Source organism: Burkholderia sp. PAMC 26561, assembly GCF_001557535.2.
Taxonomy (GTDB): domain Bacteria; phylum Pseudomonadota; class Gammaproteobacteria; order Burkholderiales; family Burkholderiaceae; genus Caballeronia.
In genome coordinates this window covers 1,442,117-1,465,817 of sequence record NZ_CP014315.1, presented here as the reverse complement: position 1 = coordinate 1,465,817, position 23,701 = coordinate 1,442,117, and the positions used below count along the sequence as shown (strand labels likewise).

The window sequence follows — 23,701 nt, the reverse complement described above, 5'->3', positions numbered from 1 at the left end:
GCCCTCATGAACGTGGTTCATGAATGAACGGGTGACATTCATTTGCTGTGACGCAGGGCGTCGATGATCAACGACATCGCACGCGAGGACTGGCGGCGGCTTGCGTAATAAGCATGCAAGCCGGGGAACGTAGGACTCCAGTCCTCCAGCACCCATTGAAGACGGCCGGCTGCGATGTGGGGTTGCACGATATCGGCTGGAAGGTACGCCAGGCCGTAACCGGCTAACGCGGCGTCGAGCATCTGATAGGTTCCGTTGAACGCGAGTTGACCTTCAACACGCACCTGGACCTCGCGCGCCCCTTTTTTAAGCTCCCATGCGTAGAACGAACCATGCGTGGGCAACCGCAGGTTGATGCAGTCATGCGCAGTCAGGTCCTGGGGTTTTGCAGGCGGCTTGCGGTTTTTCAGGTACGCGGGAGAACCGACGATCCCCATGCGCATGTCCGGCGCAATGCGCACGGCGATCATGTCCTTGGCGACCTGATTGCCGTTGCGGATACCAATGTCGTAACGATCCGCGACGATATCGGACAGACCGTAGTCGGTGATGATCTCGACCTTGATATCCGGATACTTCTTCAGAACCTTCGACAGCTTCGGCCAGAGCACCGTGCGGGTCGAGTGATCGGTCGCCGTGATGCGGATGGTTCCTGCCGGCTTGTCTCTGAGTTCCGTGACCGCTTTCAGTTCGGTCTCGATCTCGTCGAATCGCGGCGCGACGGTATTGAGCAGCCGTTCTCCCGCTTCGGTCGGCGAAACGCTGCGGTCGTCCGAGTGAGCAGCCGGACGCCGAGCCGCGTTTCCAGCGCTCTGATCGTATGGCTGAGCGCTGATTGCGACACGCTCATTTGAGCCGCCGCTTTAGTGAAGCTCTGCGCGCGCGCGACAGTGATGAAGGCGAGCAGGTCATTGAAATTTTCACGAGGCATTGATGAATCCGGCTCATGGGTGCCTGCTGATTCTACCGGCTAGTCATGATCGACGGCGGCCGCATCACTTGAAGGTTCGATAGGAAACGCGGCGGGTGAAAAGATACGTCAAAGCCCCAAACAAACCGCCCCGGCCGCGACGACCAGGCACGCCATCCAGCGCTTCGCACTGACCGTTTCGCGCAGAAACACACGCCCTATCAGCACCGCGAACACCACGCTGGTCTCGCGCAACGCCGATACCGCGCCCATGGCGCCCGACTGCATCGCCCAGATCACGATGCCGTACGCCGCGATCGACACAAGGCCGCCCCCGATCGATGACACGACCGCCGCTGTCGCATCGCGTACTGGTGCCCAGAGTGCCGTGATCCCGCGCATCGCGATGAACAGCACGGGCATCAGCCAGTAGAACAGGAACATCCACACGGTGTAGGTGAGTGGCTCGCCGCTGGACGAGCGCACGCCGATACCATCGACCACCGTATAAAGCGCGATTGTTGCGCCGGTCATCAGCGCGTCCAGCACGCCCGCCCGCGAAACTTTCCCGCCTTCCAGCGCAAGCGCGATGATCCCGCTTGAGATCAATACGACCCCGAACACGTGCAGCGGCCCGATCGCCTCATGCGCGAACAGCGCCGCGCCGAGCGTCACGAGCAACGGCGACGAGCCGCGCGCAATCGGATACGCCTCGCCCAGGTCGCTGCGCCGGTACGCGCGCACGAGGCTCATGTTGTAGGCAACATGCAGGAACCCCGACGTCACGAGGTAGGGCCAAGCCGCCCGGACCGGCCAGGGCACGAACAGGATGACGACGCTTGAGACGACCGCGATCGAGATGCTCATCCATGTCATGGACAGGAAGCGGTCGTGGTTGCCGTGAAGCATCGCGTTCCAGCTCGCATGAAGCACGGCAGCAACGAGGACAAGACCACCGGTATAGCTGAGCATTGCGGACTGGACGCCAGAAAGGGTTCAGTAAGCAGGATATCTATCTTGTTGCCGGCGAACAAACCAGATAAATTGGATCATCGCGTTAGATAAACTCTTTTGAATGAAACGAACCCTTCCTCCGCTCAATGCTTTGCGAGCCTTCGAGGCCGCAGGCCGGCTTGGCAGCTTTAAAGATGCCGCCGCGCAATTGCACGTGACGCACGGCGCCGTGAGCCAGCACGTGCGTCTGCTGGAAGAGTGGCTTGGCGCGCCGCTGTTCGAACGGCACAACCGGCGCGTGGTGCTCACGCCGGCAGCCAGCATCTATCTGGCGGAGATTGGCCCGTTGTTTGAGCAGCTATCGCAGGCCACCACGCGATACGGCATCCCAGGCACGGTTTCACGCACACTGACAGTGAACGCGCCTGCCACGTTCACGTTGCGCTGGCTGGTGCCGAGGCTGGCCCGGTTTCACGCCGGGCATCACGACGTGGACGTGAGCGTGGTGACATCGAACGAGTCGGTGGAGAGTCTCAAGGATGTCCATGACATCGTGATCCGCGGCGGTCCCGATACGTTCTATGGCTATTCCATGCAAGCTTTCCTGTCCGAGGAGCGGCTCCCCGTTTGCAGTCCGGCGCTGTTGCAGCGTCTGCCGCTTCGGGCGCCGGACGATCTGGCGCGGCATACGCTGCTGCATACGGCAAGCCTCCCGCGGCTCTGGCCGGACTGGCTCGCAAAGGCGCAGACTCCCGCGCTGCGGCCGGCGGCGATCGTGACCTTCGATCACTTTTACCTGACGTTGCAGGCTGCCATCGACGGGATGGGGGTTGCGATGGGGCCGACGGCGCTTGTATCCGACGATCTTGCTTCGGGCCGGCTCGTGACGCCGTTTGCGGGGCCGCGTCTGCCATCGCGGAGTTATTGCACTTATGTGCCCGATGACAAATTCGCCGACGGTCTCGTCATGCTGTTTCGCTCATGGCTCGAGCGCGAAGGGGCGCGTCCGGATTCACAGCCGGCACCTTGAGCGGTCCCGGCAACATCTGCATGGGTTTGTTATTCTCGGTCCAATATTTCGAGACAAACATCCCAATAGCTGCAAGGAGCCTTGAACATGAGCGATTCGTCCGATTACGTGCCGCCAAAAGTCTGGACCTGGAATAAAGGCAATGGTGGCCACTTCGCGAATATCAACCGGCCGATTTCCGGGCCGACGCACGACAAGGACCTGCCGGTCGGCAAGCACCCGCTCCAGCTTTATTCGCTGGGCACGCCGAACGGCGTGAAGGTCACCGTGATGCTGGAAGAACTGCTGGCGCTGGGTCACGGCGGCGCGGAGTATGACGCGTGGCTCATCAAGATCGGCGAAGGTGACCAGTTCGGCAGCGGCTTCGTGGCGGCGAACCCCAATTCGAAAATCCCCGCCCTGGTGGACCACAGCGGCGCCGAGCCGATTCGTGTGTTCGAGTCCGGCTCGATCCTCCTGTACCTCGCCGAGAAATTCAAGGCATTCCTTCCGACAGAGCCGGCTGCGCGCGCCGAATGTCTGTCGTGGCTTTTCTGGCAGATGGGCAGCGCGCCGTATCTGGGCGGCGGTTTCGGCCATTTCTACGCTTACGCGCCCACGAAGATCGAATACGCGATCAACCGTTTCGCCATGGAAACCAAGCGTCAGCTCGACGTGCTCGACAAACGGCTGGCGGACAACGAGTACATGGCGGGCAGCGAATACACGATCGCCGATATCGCCATCTGGCCGTGGTACGGCGGACTGGTCAAGGGCTGGCAGTACGGCGCGGGCGAGTTTTTATCGGTGCAGGAATACACGCACGTGCAGCGATGGGCCAACGCCATAGGCGAACGTCCGACCGTGCAGCGCGGCCGGATGGTCAACCGGGTTTCCGGCGAACCATCGAGCCAACTTCACGAGCGTCACGACGCGAGCGACTTCGATACCAAGACGCAGGACAAGCTCGCCGCGAAGTAGGCGTCCGGCTCAACTCAGCTTCAGCTTCAGTTGGCAACTTGCCAGCGCAACACCGGATGCGTTGCGCCTGCTGGCAATGCCCACACGCCGGTAGGACTGAAGTCATACGACACGAACGACGCCTCCGTGCTCATCTGCGCGGTGGTGAGTCCATTCGATGCCGGCAGTTGCGTGCCGGCACGAACGCCTTGCGTTTGCGTTGTCGTCTCCGTGTTCCAGTACGAATCGGGCGCAATCGTTCCGTTGTTGACAAACGCAAAGCCAGCCGATCCCTGCGAGCCGAAGCCCACTTTCCCGGTGGCGAACGACTGGCTGATCGTCCCTTCGTTGAAGCCGACGAATCCGCCACCGGAACCGGTCGAGTACTGCGGCGTGACATCGCCGGTTGCATACGACTGGGTGATCGTCCCGGTGTTGTAGCCGACGAGTCCGCCGTTGATGCTGTCGCCGGAGACGCTCGCGCCACTCCAGGACCGAGCGATCAGACCTTCGTTCTTGCCAGCGAGTCCGCCGAACGTATTGCCGTCCTGAGACGGATCAAAGACGCTTCCGGTCGTGTACGAGTTGACGATCGTGCCTTGATTGTCACCGGCGAGCAGTCCGCTGCCGCCGTAAGAAATCCCTACCTTGCTCGTGACGACGCCGACATCACGCACGACGCCCGCCGGCCCGATGACACCAAACAGCCCCGCGTTCAGGTCGGTCGAAAAATCCATGACCTGCGGCGCGAGGTTGGCGATGGTGTGCCACATGCCATCGAACTGACCGGTGAACGGTGTGTTGTGATTGCCTATCGGCGCGGAGGCGACGCCGCCTGCATCGATATCCTTGCCGAGCGCATAGATGCCTGCGAGATCGAGCGATACGTTCTGCAGATCGGCCATCGAATTGACGAGTTTGTACGCGGTGATCTGCGTGAGCAGGCCGCTGTATTGCGGCGCCTTCCATGCGGTATTGCTGCGCAGCGTGCCGGGCGTGTAGCTGCCGTTCATGTCGTAAAGCGCGCTGACAATGCCGGTGCTTCCCGACCAGTCGATGACCCCGCGGTTGATCACGCTGCCGCCGTTGTCGATTGCCGATGCATCGCTGCGCAGCGTCAGGTTGCCGCTGCCCTTGTTCTTCACAGTGGTGTTCTGCCCGATCGTCAACGTCCGGTAGGCGGCGAGCGTCAGCGACGCCGGACCTTGCCAGCGGATGTCCGAGTTCACGGTGATATCGCCGGCTGAACCTACGTTCACCGATGTCCCTTTGTTCAGGCTGCGCGACAGCGCGCCGGCGGCGGCATCGCCTGCGGTGAAGGCCGGCGTCGTGACATTCCACTGGGCCGCCACGACGGCCGGACTGCTTGAATCGGCATTGCCGAAGGACAACGTTTGCGCAGTTGTGTCGACTGTGCCGCCCGTGCCGTCTGCATTTGCCGCGCGAACGGTGCCGGTCTGGCGCACGGTGCCGGTATCGGCGACGAGCCATACATGGCCATCGCGCGTGGCAGTGCCGGTCGCGCGGATCACGCTATGGTTGCCCGCGAGCGCATAGACGTTGCCGTCCGCTGCTTCCAGATTCACCTGGGCCGCGCGCACCGTGCCGCTGTTGATGACCGTGCCGCCGCTGCCCGTTTGCACGAACGTCTGCTTGCCAGTCGATGAATCCTGCAGCAGAACCTGCGCGCCGGCGGCGAGTTCGGCCGTGCCTTCCGGCGCGCTTATCGTGCCCTGGTTCGTCACGTCGCTTCGCGCGATCAGGAAGACATCGCCGCCGCTCGATGCAATCTTGCCCAGGTTGATCACGCTTGCGTTCGATGTGCCTGACAGCGTCAGCGCGCCGCCTTGCATGAACGCGGCGTTAGTCGTGTCCAGCGTCGACCCGACAAAGCGGCCGCCCGTACTGATCACGCCGTTCTGGCCCACAAGAATGCCTTGCGGGTTGATCAGGTACACGCTGCCGGTTGCGCTGAGCGTGCCGAGGATCACCGACTGGTTGCCGCCAGTCACGCGGTTCAGGGTCGCGCCGTTGCCGTTATCGAATTTGACCTTGTTGCCGTTGCCAATAGAAAAGCTGTTCCAGTCGATGACTGTGCGCGATCCGCCGGCCTGCGTGATCGTGACCGCATTTGCGCTGCTGCTGATCGTGCCGCTGCCCGCCACGAACTGGCCGCCGTTCGGCAGCGGTCCGGCCGCGTAGGCCACGGGAATATATAAAACGCTCAGTCCCGCGGATACACACAGCGCGAGCGGCAAAGGCCGCAAGCGCCCGGGAGCGGTAGCCAGTTTCAAAGATAAAAGACGCGCCATGACGTCTCCGATTAGAGTGCCGGGAACACGCTGACCGCAACGCGGGACGCGTGGCTCATTCGATGTTTCAAACACGCGGACACACTCATCCGCCTGGCTGAAAAGCCCGGAGAACGCATCTGGTGTTGTGCTGCAAAAGGCGCTGTGTCGTGCGGGCGTCGGTAATCCACGGCTGCACGCTGCATTGGCTCGAATGATCGAAGTTTCACGGCTTGCGTGATGTTGATCTGCAGCCCTCGCGAAGAGTAAACGAAAGCAGGCTGACGATTTTGCAAGGGCCGAAAGTCTTGAAATCTTGACCGATTTGGTTGATCACCTGATTGTGATCGTCGTGAGGCGATTTATTGAGCCTCGACCCATTGGCCGGAATTGGGGCACAGCGCAACGCTTGCTCCGTTCAGCCAGACTTGTTCTTCGTCGGGATGCTTCGAAGTCGATGGAGCGATGTCGAATACCACGTTGAGAGCACGGGTCACGTGTTCGTCTTCAACAGGAAGCTCCCATGTCAGGAACAGTTGGGTGAAGTCTTGTTCTGCCGGGAAGTCGGCGTTGTCGAAACCGCTGCTACGGCGCTGGATGACGCCGTGAGGCTGGCACGTATCAAAGATCACGACGTGCCCTGGGTCAGCGGGATTCGAAGATCCACTGACGGGAAATGCAGATCCAGACCCTTGTCGTCGCTCACGAAAAGATTGCAGAAGACCGCGCTGCCATATTGCTCGCCATCGTGGTGGTAGCGTGCGCCGCGGCAGGCCATGAGGGCTACGTCGCTTGCAGCAAGCACCCCAGGCAGTCCTTGCACGCCGGTCCAGTCGGCGACTGCCTGCACGCACTGCCTGTACTCCGGCCACCTTGCGCGGGCCCGCGCTAACGGCATCTCCTCGACGTCCCCGGGTTCCAGGATCAGGCGCGTCGCTATCTCCCTTTCCCAATCGGCAACAAGGCGCGGAGGCGGCGCGGGTATCTCGACGGTGCTTGTCAGCACGACGTCACTCACATACCGGCTGCGGATGACCTCGTCGCTCCAGAACCAGGATGTGAGCCGCTGTTTTCGGGTGATGTGGTTCATCCGGGCATTGTAAATCCATCGAATTGTATGCCACTGCATCTGCCGCGCCGGGCGTTATACAGCGTTTCACAAGCCGCAGTTGCTGGAATAATTGAAGATCATGAAAGTCATTCGATCGATGATCGTTGCTGCTGTTGTCAGCATCGCCGAAAGCGTTCGCTGCTCCGGTTATCGATGTCGCCTGTTCCTGAGTCTCTAAGCGGCATCTCCATCCGGCGAGTCCGCGAAAAGTTTGTGATGCACGTGGCGAAGATGCGCGCGCATTGCGTTCTTAGCGGCGCGCGCATCGCGATTCAGGATTGCCTCGCCGATCTTCCTGTGATCCGCGTTCATGGCGGCGGGGATGTGCTTGTCGGCGTAGAAGGTTTCGAGGTGCGTGAACATGGGGCTGTAGCGTTTGTTCCAGAGGACAGTCATGACTTCTGTCAGCACCGCGTTGCCGGTCATCTCGCTGATGAGCAGGTGGAAACGCTTGTCTTCATCCAGGAACGCGGCGTTGTTGACTGACTGCGCTTCCAGCATGTTGATGTTTCGCGTCAGCGCCTCGCGTTGCACATCCGTGCCGTTCTTCGCCGCGAGCGCCGCGATCTCGCCTTCGATCACCGCGCGTGCCGCCAACAGGTCGGCCGCGCTGAACTCTGCATCGGCCGCCGCGGGTTCGGCGCGGGTCGCATCGGGCTGGCGGACGAACACGCCGGTGCCCGTGCGGATCTCGACCCAGCCCGCTATCTCGAGCGCAATCAGTGCCTCGCGCACCGACGAGCGGCCAACGCCGAGCTGCTTCGCGAGTTCGCGCTCCGCTGGTAAGGCCACTCCTTGTGCGAATGTGCCGTCCTTGATCAGCCCGGTCAGCAGCGCCGAAATCTTCTGGTACAAGCGCTCCGCTTTGAGATTCGGCAGGTCCATCACGTCACTCCATCAATTGAATTGCGCGCTCAAAAGCGAGTCGCTATACTGCCTCGGCGGTCGAGTGGCCTGACCACCTGACCACCTGACCAACGCACCGTCCGCGAGCATAGCATTTCGAGTGTTCACGTTGCATTCCCGGAAGACCAGACATGAAGATGACTTTTCGGTGGTTCGGCCCTGACGATCCGGTGACGCTTGCCTATATCCGCCAGATCCCCGGCATGTACGGCATTGTTTCCGCCATCTACGACGTGCCCGTGGGCGAGACCTGGCCACTCGCGAAGATCACCGAGTTGCGTGACACCGTTCATGCTGCGGGTCTGGCGCTCGATGTGATCGAAAGCGTGCCGGTGCACGAGGACATCAAGCTCGGCAAGCCATCGCGCGACGCATTGATAGCGAATTACGCGCAGACGCTGCGCCATCTCGGCGCGGCCGGCATCAAGGTCGTCTGCTACAACTTCATGCCGGTGTTCGACTGGACGCGGACCACGCTTGAAAAGCGTCTGCCCGATGGCTCGACCACGCTTGCTTTCGACGTCGATACAGTCGCGAACATCAATCCCGACGATGGCATCCAGTTGCCCGGCTGGGATACGAGCTACGACGCGGGCCAGCTGCGCGCGCTGCTGGCCGAATACGCCTCGTGCGACGAAGCCCGTCTCTGGGAAAATCTCGAATACTTCTTGCAGCGCATCATTCCGGTGGCGGAAGAGGCGGGAATCCGGATGGCGATCCATCCCGATGATCCGCCGCGGCCCATCTTTGGCCTGCCGCGCATCGTCAAGAATCGGGAAGACCTGGAGCGCGTGCTCGCTATTGTCGATAGTCCCGCGAACGCGCTCACGTTATGCTCGGGCTCGCTTGGCGCGGACACCGCCAACGACGTCGCCGCGATGGTCCGGGAATTCACGGCGCGCGGCCGCATTCCGTTCGCGCACATGCGCAACGTCAAGGTGAACGACAAGGGCGACTTCCACGAGACGGCGCATCGTTCAGCGGATGGTTCGCTCGACATGGCGGCGATCATGCAGGCTTATAGTGATGCCGATTACACCGGGTATATCCGCCCTGACCACGGCCGCATGATCTGGGGCGAGACGGGCAAGCCGGGTTACGGCCTCTACGACCGGGCGCTCGGCGCGGTTTATCTGAACGGACTGTGGGAAGGCATTCGCCGAGCGAAGGGAGTGGCTTAGCAGAACACGCAAGACCGTAGCGCATGACGCACGCAGCATCAAAATCAAAAACGCTGTGATAACAGGAGACAAAATCGATGATCGGTTCAGGAAAACAGCGGTTCGGCGCGGTTGCGCTGGCGGTCGCGTCCGTTGCGACGTGCATGAGCTCGGCGGCGCACGCGCAAGTGGCGACCGGCGATACATCGCAGAAAAAGATTGCGCTGTCCAACAGCTTCGCGGGCAACGCCTGGCGGCAGTCGATGCTCAAGAGCTGGGGCGCGGTATCGACGGCGGCGGTGCAGGACAAGAAGGTTGCCGCCGCGCCGGCCTTCACCACCGCTGAGAACCAGGTTACCGAACAAGCCCAGCAGGTTCAGAACCTGATTCTCCAGGGCTATAACGCGATCGTGATCGACGCGGTCTCGCCCACCGCGCTCAACGGAACCATCAAGAAAGCGTGCGCGGCCGGCGTGGTCGTGGTGTCGTTCGATGGCATTGTCGATGAACCTTGCGCTTATCGTGTCAACTTCGATTTCAAGGGCTGGGGTGAAGCGGGTGTCGACTATCTCGCGAAGCGGCTTAACGGCAAGGGCAATATCCTGGAAGTGCGGGGTGTGGCGGGTATATCCGTGGATAACCTCATGCACGAAGGCGTGCTCGCGGGACTGAAGAAGTATCCGGGGTTGAAGCTGGTCGGATCTGTGAACGGCGACTGGACACAATCCGTCGCGCAGAAAGCCGTGGCCGGCATTTTGCCTACACTGCCGCAAGTCGATGGCGTGGCGACCGAAGGTGAGATGTCGTTCGGCATTGCGCAGGCTTTCAAGGCCGCCAACCGTCCGGTTCCAGCGATGATCATCGGCAGCACGTATGCAGAGCTCAACTGGTGGAACGAACAGTCGAAAAACGGCTACCAGTCGCGTTCGCTGTCCAATCCGCCGGGCGCCGTATCGTTTGCATTCTGGGTGGCGCAGCAGGTGCTGGCCGGCAAGAAGATCCCGAAGGACGTGACCATCAACGTGCCGCTTCTCGAGATCTCCCAGGAACAGTTGCAGGCGAAGCTGCAGGCGACACCGCAAGGCGGCATCAGCGACGTGACCTACACGTTGCCGCAGACCGTCGCGCTGCTCGACAAGAAGTAAGCTGAACGCGCCTGCCTGCGGCGGGCGCGTCATGTCGTAACCAGACACGCGGAGCATGTGAATGGGCGAAATAAAAATGGCAGAGACAGGCGGCCAGGCACTGATCCGCTTTCACGGAATCAGCAAGACGTTTGGCCGCGTTCGCGCGCTGACCGACATCGATTTCAGCTTCTTGCAGGGCGAATGCGTGGGGATAGCGGGGCATAACGGCGCCGGAAAATCCACGCTCATGGCCGTGCTTGCCGGCGTATTCGAGCCGACGCAAGGGAAGATCGAAGTCGATGGCGCGCCATCGCCGCGCTATGACGCCAACGTCGCGCGCCACGCGGGCGTGCGCTGCGTGTTCCAGGAGTTGTCGCTGTGCGCGAACCTGAGCATTGCGGAGAACATGTGCATCGTGCATCCGCAATTGCGTGGGCGAGGCTGGCGGCGTCAGGCGACTGCGCTCATGCGCGAGAAGCTCGAAGAAATCTTTCCCGGCAACGGTCTGGTCGGCACAGAGCTCGTGTCCGATCTCACCTTGACGCAACGGCAGATGGTCGAGATTGCACGCGCCTTTACCGTCACCGACGCCCCGGTGCGCCTCGTGATTCTCGACGAACCCACGTCCTCGCTCGACGCACACACCGCCGAACAGTTGCTCGCCTTCGTGCGCAAGGCGGCGGAGCGCGGCATCACGTGCCTGCTGATCACCCACATGCTCGGCGAAATACAGCGGGTTGCAGACCGCGTGATGGTGATGCGCGACGGCAGTATCGTGAGCGTGCTCGGGCGTGAGAATCTCAGCCGCGAAACGATCATCACCGCCATGGGCCAGCACCTCGAAGCCGATAAGACGCCCGACGCCTTGCGCGCACGCGTAGAACGCGCGGCCGGTCCGCAATATCAGTGGACGCTCGGCTCCGGACGCCGCACGAAGATCGATGCGTCGCACGGCGAGGTGATTGGTTTTGCCGGGCTCGCGGGGCAGGGACAGACTGAAGCGCTGCTTGCCATCTACGAAGCGGCGACGAGCCGCGGAGCGGGCCACGCAAAGGTGGCGTTCGTGGCCGGCGATCGAGGACGCGACGGCATATTCCCCGTTTGGTCGATCGCGCAGAATCTCGATTTGCGCTGGCTGAGCGGCGGCACGGCAACGGGAACCAGACGCCGGCCGGGTTTCGGGCTGGTCGACTTTGCCGCCGCTCGCGCGGTCGTGGAAGCGTGGCGCGTGAAGATCGGTATCCGGGGCGCATCCATGAACGCCGGCATTCTCTCGCTCTCCGGCGGCAACCAGCAAAAGGTGCTGTTCGCACGGGCGCTGGCGTCGGATGCCGACCTGATCCTGATGGACGATCCCACCCGGGGTGTCGACGTCGGCACCAAGCGCGACATCTACCAGCTCGTACGCGACGAAGCCGCGAAAGGCCGTACCTTCATCTGGTACACGACCGAGAACGAAGAACTGTCGCATTGCGACCGGACCTACGTGTTTCGCTCGGCATCCGTCACACGCGTGCTCCACGCCGACGAATGCACGGAAGAAGCGCTGCTGGCCGCCAGTTTCGAGGAGCAAGCCGCATGACGTTTGCGATCACCCAGGCGCGATTGCGCGCGCTGCTGCCGGCCATTTCGCTGGTCGCCGTGCTCGTGCCCATCCTGTTCCTGCAGCCAGCCACGCTGAGCTACTTCGGTTCGAGCCTGCTGCTGAACCTTGCCGTACCGATCGTTCTTGCGACGCTCGCGCAACTCGCGATCATCACGGTCAACGACCTGGATTTGTCGATAGGACCCTTCGTGAGTCTCGTCGCTTGCATCGGCGCGACGTTGCTGGTCAAGCAGCCATGGCTCGGCGTGCTGGCCTTGGCCGGCTGCGTGCTGGCTTATGCCGCGGTCGGCGCGTTGATCGAGTTGCGGCAGATTCCGTCGATCGTGGTGACGCTCGGGCTGGCGTTCGTCTGGAGCGGCCTCGCGATCGTGTTGCTGCCGTCGCCGGGCGGCACGAGCCCTGAGTGGATCGGCGCGGCGATGAACTACCAGACGCCGTGGATTGCGGCGCCCATCGTCTGGTCGGCGTTGATTGCGTTGATCGGACATCTGTTGCTGATGCGTTCGTCGGCGGGCGTGCGCATTCGTGGCGCAGGCGGCAATCCACGCGCAATGCGCCGGTTTGGCTGGTCGCTCGTGCGCAGCAAGGCGACGCTCTACGGCATTGCGGGTTTCTTCGGCGTGTTGTCTGGCTTGTCGCTCCTGGGCCTGACCACTTCCGCCGATGCCAATCTCGCCTTGCGATACACGCTGTTGTCCATAGCGGCTGTGATCCTCGGCGGCGGCGAATTCGTCGGCGGCCGCGTGTCGGTGGTCGGCGCGGTGCTGGGTGCCATCACGCTGACGCTTGCCGCATCATTCCTCGCATTCCTGAACATCTCCTCGGACTGGCAGGTCGGCATGCAGGGCGCGATCCTGATCGTGGTGCTGTCGCTGCGTGTGTTGCTGCAACGCGGAGACCGCCAATGAGCCTGCAAACACCCAGCGAAGCGCATAACGACAAGGAAACGCCGTCGGCTTCGACGGCGAACGCCGGACTACTGACTCGCCTCAAAGGCATCCAGGCGCCCTGGGTGTGGTCGTTCACGGGCGCGATCCTCGTCTGGTTCGCGATCGTCACCATCTTCGGCTTCTCGATTGCAAGCAACGTCGCGCAGACGGCGCTGATCTACGGCGTGTTCATGGTGCTGGTCGGCCTCGGGCAGATGCTTGTCATTACCTCCGGCGTGGGCAACATCGACTTGTCGGTGCCATCGACCATCGCGCTTGCGGGCGTGGTCAGCATGCATGTCATGAACGGATCGAACAACCAGATTGCGCTTGGTCTGGCGGCGGTGGTCGGCGTGGGAATTGCCGTCGGGCTTGCCAACTACGCGCTGATCCGGCTGCTGCGCATTCCGCCTATCATCGCAACGTTGTCATCGAGCTTCATCATCCAGTCGCTCGCGATCACGCAAGGCCGACAGCTTCCGCCACCTCCCGCGGCGCTCGGCGCGTTTGCGAATGGTCGCTTCGCGCATGTTCCGTATATTGCGCTGGCGGCGCTGGTGTTGTCGCTTTTGCTTGGCGTGCTGCTGCATCGTTCCAACTACGGACGAAGGTTGTCTGCGATCGGGCAGAACTCACGCGCAGCCTGGCTCGCCGGTGTCGATGTGCATTGGACACGTTGCATTGCGTACGTGTTGTCATCGGTGATCGCGGCGTTCACGGCGCTGCTGCTTGCGGCGGTGTCCGGCGGCGCGTCGCTCGACATGGGCGTGGAGTACATGCTGATATCGATCGCCGTGGTCGTGATCGGCGGCACGCTCGTGACGGGCGGAAAACCGACGATCGCTGGCGTGTGGGGCGCGTCGATGTTCCTGTTCCTCACGAACGCAGTGCTCAACGCAGTCGGCGCGGATGCGGGTGTCCGCTCGATCGTGTATGGAGTGCTGATCATTGCCGTGACGGTCGCGGCGGGCGGCAAGGCGCTGCGCTAAGCGAACATTTCAATAAGGGACACGCAGATGAAACCTGACGAGCTTGAAGTACACGATCCGCGCTTTCGCACACTGGTCCAGCTCAACGCGCCGCTGCAAAAGCTGACCAGCGAGTGCCTATGGGCCGAAGGACCCGTGTATTTTCCGGCGACCGATTTGCTGATCTGGAGCGACATCCCGAACAATCGCATGATGCGATGGGCGCCGGGCATGGGCGTAGGGGTTTATCGCTCGAATTCGAACTACAGCAATGGCAATACACGTGACCGGGAAGGGCGGCTCGTGACGTGCGAACACGGCGGCCGTCAGGTCTCGCGCACGGAACACGATGGCAGCGTCGTGGTTCTCGCATCGCATTTCGAAGGCAAGCGCCTCAATTCGCCGAACGATGTGGTCGTGGATTCGCGCAGCGCGATCTGGTTCACGGACCCCGACTACGGGATCATGAGCGACTACGAAGGGTTCCGCGCGCCGAGCGATATTGGACGATGCAATGTCTACTGCATCTCCCCGGACGATGGCCACGTGCGGCTTGCCACCGATGATTTCGTCAAGCCCAACGGACTCGCGTTTTCGCCCGACGAGTCACGTCTGTACATAGCCGACTCCGGCGCGTCCCACGATGAGAACGGTCCACGCCACATCCGCGTCTTCGATGTCGCGAGTGACGGCGCATTGCGCAACGGAAGCATTTTCGTATCGATGGAAACCGGTGTGCCCGACGGCTTGAGAACCGACGAGCACGGCAATGTCTGGACCAGCGCAGACGACGGGGTGCATTGCTACGCGCCGGATGGCACCTTGCTCGGCAAGATCCTGATTCCCGAGGTCGTGGCGAACCTGACGTTCGGCGGCTTGCACAAGAACCGCTTGTTCATTACTGCGACTTCATCCGTTTATGCGCTGCACGTAGGCGTTCGGGGCGCTGCACGCTAAGCCTGCATGAAGTCAGCGCCGGCCCGTCAAAGCCGGCGCTGCCGTTCACTACTTCCCGTCCACGACAGCCACCACTTCCTCGCGCGTGTATTCCTTGTTCGCAAGCGATCCTGGCGGCGTCTTTGCCAGCACGGCGTCAAGCTCTCCAGGCTTCACTTCGAGCACTGGCATGCGGATGTCATGCGGCATTTTCTTGCCGGCCAGCAATTGCTGCGTGACCCAGAACGCAAACGTGGATGCCCCCGGCGGAATGGTGACGGACATCGTCTCGTAGCCGGTCTTCTTCTGTTCGGCCCACCACGCGAGTTCTTCCTGACGGTTGCCGAGGATGATGATCGGCGTCGGCCTGCCTGCGGCCTTCAGCGCCTGTGCCGTACCGAAGCCATCCCCGCCTTGCGTGAGCACGCCGTCGATTTGCGGCAAGGTAGGCAGGATGCCGGCGACCTGTTTTTGAGCGACGGTTTGTGTCCAGTCGCCATGTACCGAACCGACTATTTTCAGGTTCGGATATTTCTTCAGCTCGTCCACCATGCCGCGGTGAATTTCATCATCGACCGAGACGCCGGCGAGCCCGCGAATCTCGAGCAGGTTGCCCTTGCCGTTCAGACGTTTGGCCAAGTAGTCCACTTGCATCTTGCCCATGCCCTGGAAGTCGACGGCGATCCGGTATGCGCAAGGCTCGGTAGCGATGCCATCGAAGGACACGACCGTCACGCCCGCCGCGCATGCCTGCTTGATCACGCCGTTGAGCGCGGTAGGCGAGACGGCATCGACCGCGATCGCCTTGAAGCCCTGGAGGATCAGGTTCTGGATCTGCTGGACTTGTTCGGTTGCCTGACTTTCGGCCGTGGTGAAGGTGGGGGCGGCCGCGACGACCTTTTGCTTGACCGCTGCGTCTGCGACGTTGGACCAGCTCTTGAGCATCATCTGACGCCAACTGTTGCCCGCATAGTTGTTCGATAACGCGATTTTTTGCGCGGATGTATCGCCCGTTGCCACTTGCGCCGATGCCGGCGACACTGCCGAGAATGCGAACGCCGCAAAAACCGCACCGCTGAGAACCCTCCAAGCTGGTCTGCCTGATTGCACGTGCTGTCTCCTATCGTTAGTGATGTGATTCGAGCGCGCCAATGGTTCGAGCTGCGCTCGCCACCGTGTCATTTTGCCGGAATTGAGTGCACAGCAGTGGCTTGTTGCAGGGCAATCGCTGATCTTTCAACGCGTGTTCGCCTGCACGACCGTATCCTAAGAAAACAACGGACGTTCATTACCGGAAAATTTTTGGCGCTGGCAACATTTCCCCTTCACCAACACCTGGAGAAACCTATGTTCGAGGACGTGAGCGTACGACGCATCGGCGCCCATGAAGCAATGTCCTGTGTGGAAGCATTGGCCGACGTGCTGATCGATTGCGTGGAAGGGGGCGCCTCGGTCAGTTTCATGCTGCCGCTGTCGCGCGAGAAGGCCGTTGCATTTTGGCGCAGCGTGGGCGAAGCCGTAGTGCGCGCAGAGCGAGCGCTGCTCGTCGCAGAAGATCGCGAGGGACGCATTCTCGGCACCGTGCAACTCATCATGGCGCAGCCGGACAACCAGCCGCATCGCGCGGATATTGCCAAGATGCTGGTGCATCGCATGGGTCGCCGCAGAGGCATTGCGCAACAGCTCATGACGGCTGTCGAAGAAACCGCGCGTGAGGAAGGCAAGTCGGTGCTCGTGCTCGATACGGTCACCGGCGGCGATGCCGAGCGGCTCTACGCGCGGGCAGGCTGGCAGCGCGTTGGCGTTGTGCCGAAGTACGCGCTGATGCCGGACGGCGCGTTTTGCAGCACGACCTTCTATTACAAGCACGTTTGAGCGAAGGGGCTCATTCGTCTCAACCGCCTGTCACCGACTGCCCATCCATCCCCGCTTTCTCCGCCAGCCAGGCCCGGAACGTCTTGACCTTCTCGACGTTCCTGTCGCTCGTCCTGAACGATACAAAATGCGTCTCGCGCATGAACGGCTTGAAGTACCCGGCGCCGAACTCCACCAGTTCTCCACGCGCAAATTCGCGCTCGGCGAGGCGCGTGGTTTCGAGCGCCATGCCCATGCCATCGACCGCTGCGGAAATCGCCAGCGCACCGCGATCGAACGATGGCCGCGGCTTGTTCGGAAACTCCATGCCGTTGAGCACGAACCAGTCGCGCCACGTGACCCGGCTCAATTGTGAATCGATCAGCGTAAAAGCCCTGGCCTGCTCCTCGAGCAATACGTCGTCGCGCACCATGGCGGGCGAGCACATCGGAACAATGCGTTCGGCCCCGAGCGCATCGACCTGCAATCCCGGACGCTCGATCGCCGCGCCGTAGGAGATCGCGACATCGACTTCATGCAGACGTGTGAGGTCCACCGGCTCCGCGCCCGAAGAAAGCCTGATCGTGATGTCCGTGTGCGCCTGCATGAACATGGGCAAGCGCGGACCCAGCCATTTCACAGCAAGGCTCGGTGCGCAATGCACGGCGAGCACCTGCGCCTGGGGCGCGAGCGCAACTTCGCTGCAGGCGTTTTCAATGACATCGAACACGCGGCCGAGGCTGTCGAACAGACGCCGTCCTTCCGCCGTCGTCTCGACCCGGCGGTTTCGCCGGTGAAACAGCGGCACGCCGAAATAGGCTTCCAGTTCCTTCACCTGATGGCTGATGGCCGATTGCGTGAGATGCAATTCCTCTGCAGCAAGCGTGAAGCTTTCAAGCCGTGCCGCTGCTTCGAACGCGCGCAGCAGCACGAAATTGGGGATGCGTCGCATGCCTGGGCGTCTCCAATTTTGTAATGGTTTTAATCGATACATGAATGGGGTTCATCTTTGTATGAACAGTCATCGTTTGTCAACAACTGCTGCAAAGCCGACAGTAGAACCCTGTAAAGCAACTTGATGATTCAACAGGAGAAAGCAAATGGCGGCAGTCATGGAAGCGGGTTCGGAAGTCGTGGAAAAGATCGTGAAGGACGGCAAGGTATCGATCTATCAGCCGGAACAAGAGGGTCTGATCTTCCCGGACTTGCCCGTGTTTTCGGACCCGGCGGCGCATCGGCAACATTTGAAGGAGCGACTTGTCGGCGCATGCAGGGCATTCGCGCTGCAGGGCTTCGACTATGGGTTCGCCGGGCATCTGACGGTGCGCGATCCGGAAAATCCAGGCCTGTACTGGACCAATCCGATGGCCATCCACTTCTCGCAAGTGAAGGTCTCGAACCTGATCTGCGCGGACCATGAAGGGCGCGTGGTGGAGGGCAATCATGCGATCAACCGTGCTGGCTTCGTCCTGCACGCAGCAGTGCACGAGATGCATCAGGACATCGTGGCAATGTGCCATGCGCACACGGTCTACGGCACGGCCTACGCCTCTCTCGGCAAGAAGCTCGAGCCGATCACGCAGGACGCGGCTGCGTTCTTCGAGGACCACGTCGTGATCGGCGATGAAGCCGGACAAGTCGCGGTGGAGAAAAAGGCGGGCCACAAGGTGGCAAACGCGTTCAAGGGCGTGAAGGCGGCAATTCACCAGAACCACGGTTTGCTGACGGCAAGCCGGCACAGCATAGAAGCTGCGGCCTTCTGGTTTATCGCGCTGGAACGCTGCTGCCAGCAGCAGCTTCTGATCGATGCAACCGGCATCACGCCGAAGCTCGTCACGCCGGACCGGGCGCGCTATAGCCGCGAACACGTGGGCAGCGAGTACATCGGCTGGCTGCATTTCCAGACGATCTGGAACGACCTCGTGGCAACCCAGCCGGACATGTTCGACTGACCCGTATCAAGCTTCAGCACAAGAAGTGCAGGACGACACGGCCACCTAGAACGGCCGGCGTCCCGCTCCAATCCGCCCCCAGGAGACAAGCATGATTCCCGCCAGTAAGGTTTCCCTCAGCAAACGCGACGAAGCCGCCACGTTTGCGAAGATCACGTGGCGACTATTGCCATTCCTGTTTCTCTGCTATCTCTGCGCGTATCTGGACCGCATCAACGTTGCCTTTGCAAAGCTGCAGATGCTCAAGGACCTGAATTTCAGCGACGCCGTCTACGGCGCCGGTGCGGGTGTTTTCTTCGTGGGTTATCTGCTGTTCGAGGTGCCGAGCAATCTGCTCTTGCTTCGCGTCGGCGCGCGCCGATGGATCGCACGGATCATGATCACGTGGGGCATCATCTCGGCGGGCATGATGTTCGTGACCACGCCCATGAGCTTCTACATCATGCGCTTTCTGCTGGGCGTGGCCGAAGCGGGGTTCATTCCGGCCATCCTGTTCTATCTGACCTACTGGTTTCCGGCATCGCGGCGCAGCAAGGTGACCGCGCTGTTCATGACCGGCATTCCGATGTCCGGCGTTGTCGGCGGTCCGCTTTCGGGCTGGATCATGACTCACATGGGCGGCCTCCACGCTCTTGCAGGCTGGCAATGGCTGTTCGTTCTCGAAGGCATCCCCACGGCCTTGCTTGGTCTCATCGCACTCTTCTATCTCAACGATAAAGTCAGCGACGCCCGCTGGCTCAGCGCGCCGCAACGCGCATTTCTGGAACGCGCGCTGAATGAAGAACGCTCGCCTGATCTGCTGCATTCGGTGAAAGACGGCCTGATGCATCCGAAGGTCCTGCTGCTAAGCCTCATCTACTTCTTCTTCACGATGGGCCTCTACGGCGTGAGCTTCTGGTTGCCCACGCTGATCAAGGCGAGCGGCGTGCAGAACACGCTGGATATCGGATTGTTGAGCGCCATCCCCTACGCCGCGGCAGCAATCGCGATGGTGCTGGTCAGCCATTCATCCGACCTGCGCGGCGAGCGCCGCTGGCATCTTGCTTTGCCGGGGATCATCGGTGCGGCAGGTTTGTACTTCAGCGTGTCCTACGCCCATTCCACGCCGATCGCGATGGTCGCGCTGACCATCGGGACCATGGGCGTCATGACCACGATCTCGCAATTCTGGGTACTGCCGCCGGCCATCCTCAGCGGCGCGGCAGCGGCGGCGGGACTTGCCGTTGCGAACTCGGTAGGCAGCATCTCGGGCGTCGTCAGTCCCTATGTGATCGGGCTGATCCAGACCGCGACGGGATCGACCGGCAATGGCGTGCTGGGACTCGCGGTGAGTCTCGTGATAGGCAGTGTGCTGGTCTTCACGGTGCCCGCAAAACTGGTGAACGTTCGCCGGCGGGAAACGCCGCCGAGCGCTCGACCGGTGCTCGATGCCAGTCCTCAGACGCGAACATGAGCGGACGCGTTGCCGGCGTCGTCGGCCAGCACTTCGCCCAGGCGCCTGACGAGGTTTTCGCGGGCGCGGTGCGTGTGCAGATTGGTCAGTTCGACGGCGGCGGCTGCGTCGCCGGCGGTGATCGCGTCGAAGATCGCCGCGTGTTCGTCCCAGATGGATTTGCGTTGCGCCGACGACTGCAGCACCGCGCCCATCACGCGGCGCAAGTGAACCCAGTGGAGATGCGCAGTCTGTTCGATCAGCGGATTGCCCGAAGCGCGGTAGATGGCGGAGTGGAAGGCCCAGTCCGCATCGATCATGGCTTTGACGTCGTCACCTTTCGATGCACGCCGGCCCTTCGAGATCAGCGTCTTGTCGAGCACCGCGCCGCGTTGCGCCGCAAGGCTCGCCGCGAGCGAGTCGAGCGCGCCGCGGATCTCGTAGAGATGCGCGATCCAGGTGGCGTCTAGCGGCGCGACGAGCAGGCCGCGCCCTGGCGCGTCCTGCACGAGACCGTCTTTTTTCAGCAGGCGCAGCGCCTGCAGCACCGGTGAACGCGATACCGCCAGTTGCTCCGCGATCTCTTCCTGTGTGATGCGTGCGCCGGGCGCGAGGGAGCCTTCGCTGATGGCGTCGAGCAGCACTTTGTAGACTTCATCGACATAGTCGGTGCGTGCCTGGAGCTTCAGAAGTTTGGCGGCCATGATTGCTCTCGTAATTTCTGGATACAGAGTTCAAGAGCGTACAGGCAGTGTCGGGCAGGTGCAAACGGAAAGGAAAATTCTGCGCCCAAGCGTTTACCTGTAGAGACATGGCTGCATTGCGAAACTAATCTTTGGATACAGAGTTCGGAGTTCAGAAACCGATCTTAAAAATATGACAAAAACGCAGTTCCCCTTATCGATACACCCAGCAGAGGCACACATGAACATCAAGTCAGAAAAGGCGGAAGGGCAGAAAAGCAGCGCTGGCGGCGCGGTCCAGAAGAAACTGGTGCCCTTCGGCGGTTACTACACCAACAAGGTTCCGGGTCACGATCCCGAACTGACCGAAACCGGCCCCGGCACGCCGATGGGCGAATACATGCGCGCGTTCTGGCATCCGGTGTGCATGGCCATCGAGCTCACCGATACCCCGCGCTTCCTGAAGATCCTCGGCGAAGAACTGGTCGCATTCCGCGATGGCAGCGGCGCCGTAGGCGTGCTGCATGCGCATTGTGTGCATCGCGGGGCATCGCTGGAATATGGCGCGATCCAGGAGCATGGCATCAAGTGCTGTTACCACGGCATGGTCTTCGATGTCGACGGCTCCTGTCTCCACGTGCCGTTTCCGAACGGCGAAGAAAAGGAAGCCGAGAAATACGCGTGTTCGATCCAGCAGGGCGCATATAAAGCCGTCGAGCGTCACGGACTCGTGTTTGCCTACATGGGACCACCCGACAACGAGCCGCCGTTTCCGGAATGGGAAGGCGATTTCACGGTAGCCCCGACCGATGAACTCGTGCCCTACAGCAATTTCCAGCATTGCAACTGGCTGCAAGTGCAGGACAACGCCGCCGACAACTATCATCCGACCGCGCTGCACGCAGGCAAGAACGTGGTCAACGGCAAGTATCAGGGCACGACTTTCGACGAGGTCGGCGCCAAGTCCATGGAAGTTGCTCCCGACATGCATTTCGCGCCGGTGCAACAGGGACGCAGCCTCGCGTGCGCGGGTGCTCGCCGCGTCGACAAGGACCGCATGTTCGTGCGCGTTCAGCATCAGGTATTGCCGAATCTGAGCTTGCATGCGTACACGTCGGAAGATGGCGCGAAGAAGAAGCTCTTCAGCCGCTTTCACATCATTCGCTGGACCGTTCCCGTCGATGATGAAAATTCGAAGATGATCGGCTGGCGCGTGATGGGTCCGGGAATCGATACACGCGGCATCGGCGATAAATCGCTGGTCGGTTACGAGTCGATCGACTTCCTCGAAGGACAGGTTGCGATGCGGCGTCCGGAGCGCTTCGGCAAATACAAGCTCGAAGAATTGCCGCCGATCCCGACGAATCATCGTGAACGCGAGCACTACAAGGACGCGCAATACGCGCCCGGCGATTACGAGGCCATCATCAGCCAGCGGCCGATCGCCGTGCATTCGCTCGAGAATCCGACCAAGTTCGACGCCGGTCTTTTCCTCTTCCGCAAGATGCTGCGCGATGCGGTTCGCGGGACGAACCCGGCAGCATCGGCCGAGAATTTCGCGGACTGGTTCAGAGCGAACGCGGGCTCGCCCAATAGCTACTGCTCGGGCAACGTGTTCGATCTGCCGGAAGCGGAGACTGTCGAGCAGGAAGTCGCCAACCGGCGCGCGCTGACGAAGAAGCTGGTCGCGATCCTGACGGATAGCGAGGCGCTCAAGGGCGAGGAGCGTGCGCAATTCGTGCGCGAGAAGTTCGAGTCGCTCGAGGCGTCGATGAAGGCGTGAAGGCAAAGGGACCGCGCGTGCTCGATGAGCGTTTGTCTGCACGCGCGGCCCGGGAAAACAATAGGAATGTTCATGGCAAGTCCAGACAGCCCCCTTGACCTGATGGTGCGGCAGATTCGCTTCGAAGGCAAAGGCATCAACTCGTATGAGCTCGTCGATCCGGAGGGCGCCACGTTGCCGCCATTCACGGCAGGCGCCCATATCGATATCCATCTGAAAGGCGGTACCGTCCGCCAGTATTCGCTCAGCAATTCACCGAGCGAGCGGCATCGCTACGTGATCGCCGTGCTGCGCGATGAAGCCGGGCGCGGCGGATCAAAAGCCGTGCACGACACGCTGCGCGTTCAGGATCGCGTGAAGGTCAGCGCGCCGCGCAACAACTTCGAACTCGCCGCCGACGCCAAGAAGGTCGTGCTGCTGGCCGGTGGTATCGGCGTGACGCCTCTCAAAGCGATGGCGCACCGGCTAGAGGAAGCCGGTATCGACTACGAGATGCATTACTGCGCGAAGGACGCGCGCTGCACGGCATTCACCGATGAACTGGCAAGCATCAAGACCGCAGGCCGGTTGCATTTTCATTTCGACAACGGCGACCCATCGGCGGGATTGAACATCGGCGAACTGTTGCGCGAACCTGCCGCCGATACCCACCTGTATTACTGCGGCCCTGCCGGATTCATGAAGGCGTGCGCGGCCGCGGCGCAACATTGGCCGTCGGGCACGGTTCACTTCGAACACTTCAAGGCGCCCGAGCGGGACTTGAGTCAGGAGGTTGCGGGCGCGGTGGGCGAGTTCATCGTGAAGATTGCGAGCACCGGGCAGATGATTCCGGTCACAGCCGACCAGAGCATTGCCGACGCACTTGACGAAGCCGGCGTGCCGATAGAGACATCGTGCCGCGCGGGTTTGTGCGGCACGTGCAAGGTGCGGTACTTGTCGGGCGAAGTCGAGCACAACGACTGCATTCTCGGCGACGACGAAAAGCGCGTATACCTGACCGCGTGTGTATCGAGGGCAACGAGCAGGGAACTTGTGCTCGATCTATAGAAACGAATTCGCCACGGCGGAGACATCATGTTCTTGAGCTGGATTCGCCGGGTGATCAGACGAATGTCGTTCGGCAATGCCCA

19 protein-coding genes and 2 pseudogenes are annotated in these 23,701 nt (G+C 61.5%); 13 read left to right on the top strand and 8 right to left on the bottom strand.

All coding sequences use genetic code 11. The features are described from left to right. Nucleotides 1-38 precede the first annotated feature (38 nt). Nucleotides 39-931, bottom strand: a pseudogene (locus tag AXG89_RS41225) (LysR family transcriptional regulator). 108 nt (nucleotides 932-1,039) lie between these two features. Continuing rightward, the gene (locus tag AXG89_RS41220) at nucleotides 1,040-1,882 is read right to left on the bottom strand and encodes a DMT family transporter (RefSeq protein WP_075357414.1); all 843 of its coding nucleotides are present in this window, start codon (nucleotides 1,880-1,882) and stop codon (nucleotides 1,040-1,042) included. 103 nt (nucleotides 1,883-1,985) lie between these two features. On the opposite strand from AXG89_RS41220, the gene gcvA reads away from it, so the two are divergent. Together gcvA and yghU are read left to right on the top strand one after the other, a co-directional pair. After that, nucleotides 1,986-2,894 (top strand): transcriptional regulator GcvA, encoded by a 909-nt coding sequence (gene gcvA / locus AXG89_RS41215; protein ID WP_075357415.1) that lies wholly within the window; start codon nucleotides 1,986-1,988, stop codon nucleotides 2,892-2,894. A gap of 87 nt (nucleotides 2,895-2,981) precedes the next feature. Then, complete coding sequence (gene yghU, locus AXG89_RS41210; protein WP_075357665.1) at nucleotides 2,982-3,854, top strand: glutathione-dependent disulfide-bond oxidoreductase; 873 nt, start codon at nucleotides 2,982-2,984, stop codon at nucleotides 3,852-3,854. A 26-nt stretch (nucleotides 3,855-3,880) separates the two neighbouring features. Here yghU and AXG89_RS41205 read toward each other — a convergent pair whose 3' ends face one another. The 3 genes and pseudogenes from AXG89_RS41205 to AXG89_RS41195 all read right to left on the bottom strand — a co-directional run bounded on the left by AXG89_RS41205 (nucleotide 3,881) and on the right by AXG89_RS41195 (nucleotide 8,120). After that, nucleotides 3,881-6,145, bottom strand: coding sequence for a two-partner secretion domain-containing protein (locus AXG89_RS41205; protein ID WP_075357416.1), 2,265 nt, complete (start codon nucleotides 6,143-6,145; stop codon nucleotides 3,881-3,883). A gap of 341 nt (nucleotides 6,146-6,486) precedes the next feature. Continuing rightward, nucleotides 6,487-7,214 (bottom strand): annotated as a pseudogene (locus AXG89_RS41200) (hypothetical protein). A 195-nt stretch (nucleotides 7,215-7,409) separates the two neighbouring features. Beyond that, nucleotides 7,410-8,120, bottom strand: coding sequence for a FadR/GntR family transcriptional regulator (locus AXG89_RS41195; protein ID WP_075357418.1), 711 nt, complete (start codon nucleotides 8,118-8,120; stop codon nucleotides 7,410-7,412). A gap of 152 nt (nucleotides 8,121-8,272) precedes the next feature. Between AXG89_RS41195 and uxuA the strand changes: the two genes are divergently transcribed. The 6 genes from uxuA (at nucleotide 8,273) to AXG89_RS41165 (ending at nucleotide 14,888) form a co-directional block, all read left to right on the top strand. Next, entirely contained in the window at nucleotides 8,273-9,322 is a 1,050-nt protein-coding gene (gene uxuA, locus AXG89_RS41190) for a mannonate dehydratase (RefSeq protein ID WP_062001666.1), read from the top strand. Between the two features lie 77 nt (nucleotides 9,323-9,399). Next, on the top strand, nucleotides 9,400-10,446 hold the full coding sequence (locus AXG89_RS41185; RefSeq protein ID WP_062001667.1) for an ABC transporter substrate-binding protein: 1,047 nt from the start codon (nucleotides 9,400-9,402) through the stop codon (nucleotides 10,444-10,446). A 61-nt stretch (nucleotides 10,447-10,507) separates the two neighbouring features. Next, the gene (locus AXG89_RS41180; protein WP_075357419.1) at nucleotides 10,508-12,010 is read left to right on the top strand and encodes a sugar ABC transporter ATP-binding protein; all 1,503 of its coding nucleotides are present in this window, start codon (nucleotides 10,508-10,510) and stop codon (nucleotides 12,008-12,010) included. Next, nucleotides 12,007-12,942 (top strand): ABC transporter permease, encoded by a 936-nt coding sequence (locus AXG89_RS41175; RefSeq protein WP_062001669.1) that lies wholly within the window; start codon nucleotides 12,007-12,009, stop codon nucleotides 12,940-12,942. The genes AXG89_RS41180 and AXG89_RS41175 overlap by 4 nt, the downstream gene beginning before the upstream one ends. Next, a complete protein-coding gene (locus AXG89_RS41170) occupies nucleotides 12,939-13,952 on the top strand; it encodes an ABC transporter permease (protein ID WP_083637551.1) in 1,014 nt (337 codons plus the stop codon). Before AXG89_RS41175 ends, AXG89_RS41170 begins: the two co-directional genes overlap by 4 nt. A gap of 27 nt (nucleotides 13,953-13,979) precedes the next feature. Beyond that, nucleotides 13,980-14,888 carry an SMP-30/gluconolactonase/LRE family protein gene (locus tag AXG89_RS41165; protein WP_075357420.1) on the top strand — a complete coding sequence of 303 codons (909 nt, stop codon included), beginning with the start codon at nucleotides 13,980-13,982 and terminating at the stop codon, nucleotides 14,886-14,888. Between the two features lie 48 nt (nucleotides 14,889-14,936). Here the strand turns inward: AXG89_RS41165 and AXG89_RS41160 are convergent, their stop codons facing one another. Further along, nucleotides 14,937-15,908 (bottom strand): ABC transporter substrate-binding protein, encoded by a 972-nt coding sequence (locus AXG89_RS41160; RefSeq protein WP_075357421.1) that lies wholly within the window; start codon nucleotides 15,906-15,908, stop codon nucleotides 14,937-14,939. Between the two features lie 306 nt (nucleotides 15,909-16,214). Here AXG89_RS41160 and AXG89_RS41155 point away from each other — a divergent pair, with 306 nt between their 5' ends. Continuing rightward, a complete protein-coding gene (locus AXG89_RS41155; protein ID WP_075357422.1) occupies nucleotides 16,215-16,742 on the top strand; it encodes a GNAT family N-acetyltransferase in 528 nt (175 codons plus the stop codon). Between the two features lie 19 nt (nucleotides 16,743-16,761). Here the strand turns inward: AXG89_RS41155 and AXG89_RS41150 are convergent, their stop codons facing one another. Next, nucleotides 16,762-17,673: a LysR substrate-binding domain-containing protein gene (locus AXG89_RS41150; RefSeq protein ID WP_075357423.1), complete on the bottom strand. Its 912-nt coding sequence runs from the start codon at nucleotides 17,671-17,673 to the stop codon at nucleotides 16,762-16,764. A gap of 148 nt (nucleotides 17,674-17,821) precedes the next feature. Between AXG89_RS41150 and AXG89_RS41145 the strand changes: the two genes are divergently transcribed. Both AXG89_RS41145 and AXG89_RS41140 read left to right on the top strand, forming a co-directional pair. Then, a complete protein-coding gene (locus AXG89_RS41145; protein ID WP_062001675.1) occupies nucleotides 17,822-18,673 on the top strand; it encodes a class II aldolase/adducin family protein in 852 nt (283 codons plus the stop codon). 91 nt (nucleotides 18,674-18,764) lie between these two features. Continuing rightward, nucleotides 18,765-20,126, top strand: coding sequence for an MFS transporter (locus tag AXG89_RS41140; protein WP_075357424.1), 1,362 nt, complete (start codon nucleotides 18,765-18,767; stop codon nucleotides 20,124-20,126). Here the strand turns inward: AXG89_RS41140 and AXG89_RS41135 are convergent. Beyond that, nucleotides 20,111-20,809 carry a GntR family transcriptional regulator gene (locus tag AXG89_RS41135; RefSeq protein WP_062001677.1) on the bottom strand — a complete coding sequence of 233 codons (699 nt, stop codon included), beginning with the start codon at nucleotides 20,807-20,809 and terminating at the stop codon, nucleotides 20,111-20,113. The genes AXG89_RS41140 and AXG89_RS41135 overlap by 16 nt on opposite strands. A 220-nt stretch (nucleotides 20,810-21,029) precedes the next feature. On the opposite strand from AXG89_RS41135, the gene AXG89_RS41130 reads away from it, so the two are divergent. After that, nucleotides 21,030-22,571, top strand: coding sequence for a Rieske 2Fe-2S domain-containing protein (locus AXG89_RS41130; protein WP_075357425.1), 1,542 nt, complete (start codon nucleotides 21,030-21,032; stop codon nucleotides 22,569-22,571). 72 nt (nucleotides 22,572-22,643) lie between these two features. Then, on the top strand, nucleotides 22,644-23,618 hold the full coding sequence (locus tag AXG89_RS41125) for a PDR/VanB family oxidoreductase (RefSeq protein WP_075357667.1): 975 nt from the start codon (nucleotides 22,644-22,646) through the stop codon (nucleotides 23,616-23,618). Nucleotides 23,619-23,701 lie beyond the last annotated feature (83 nt).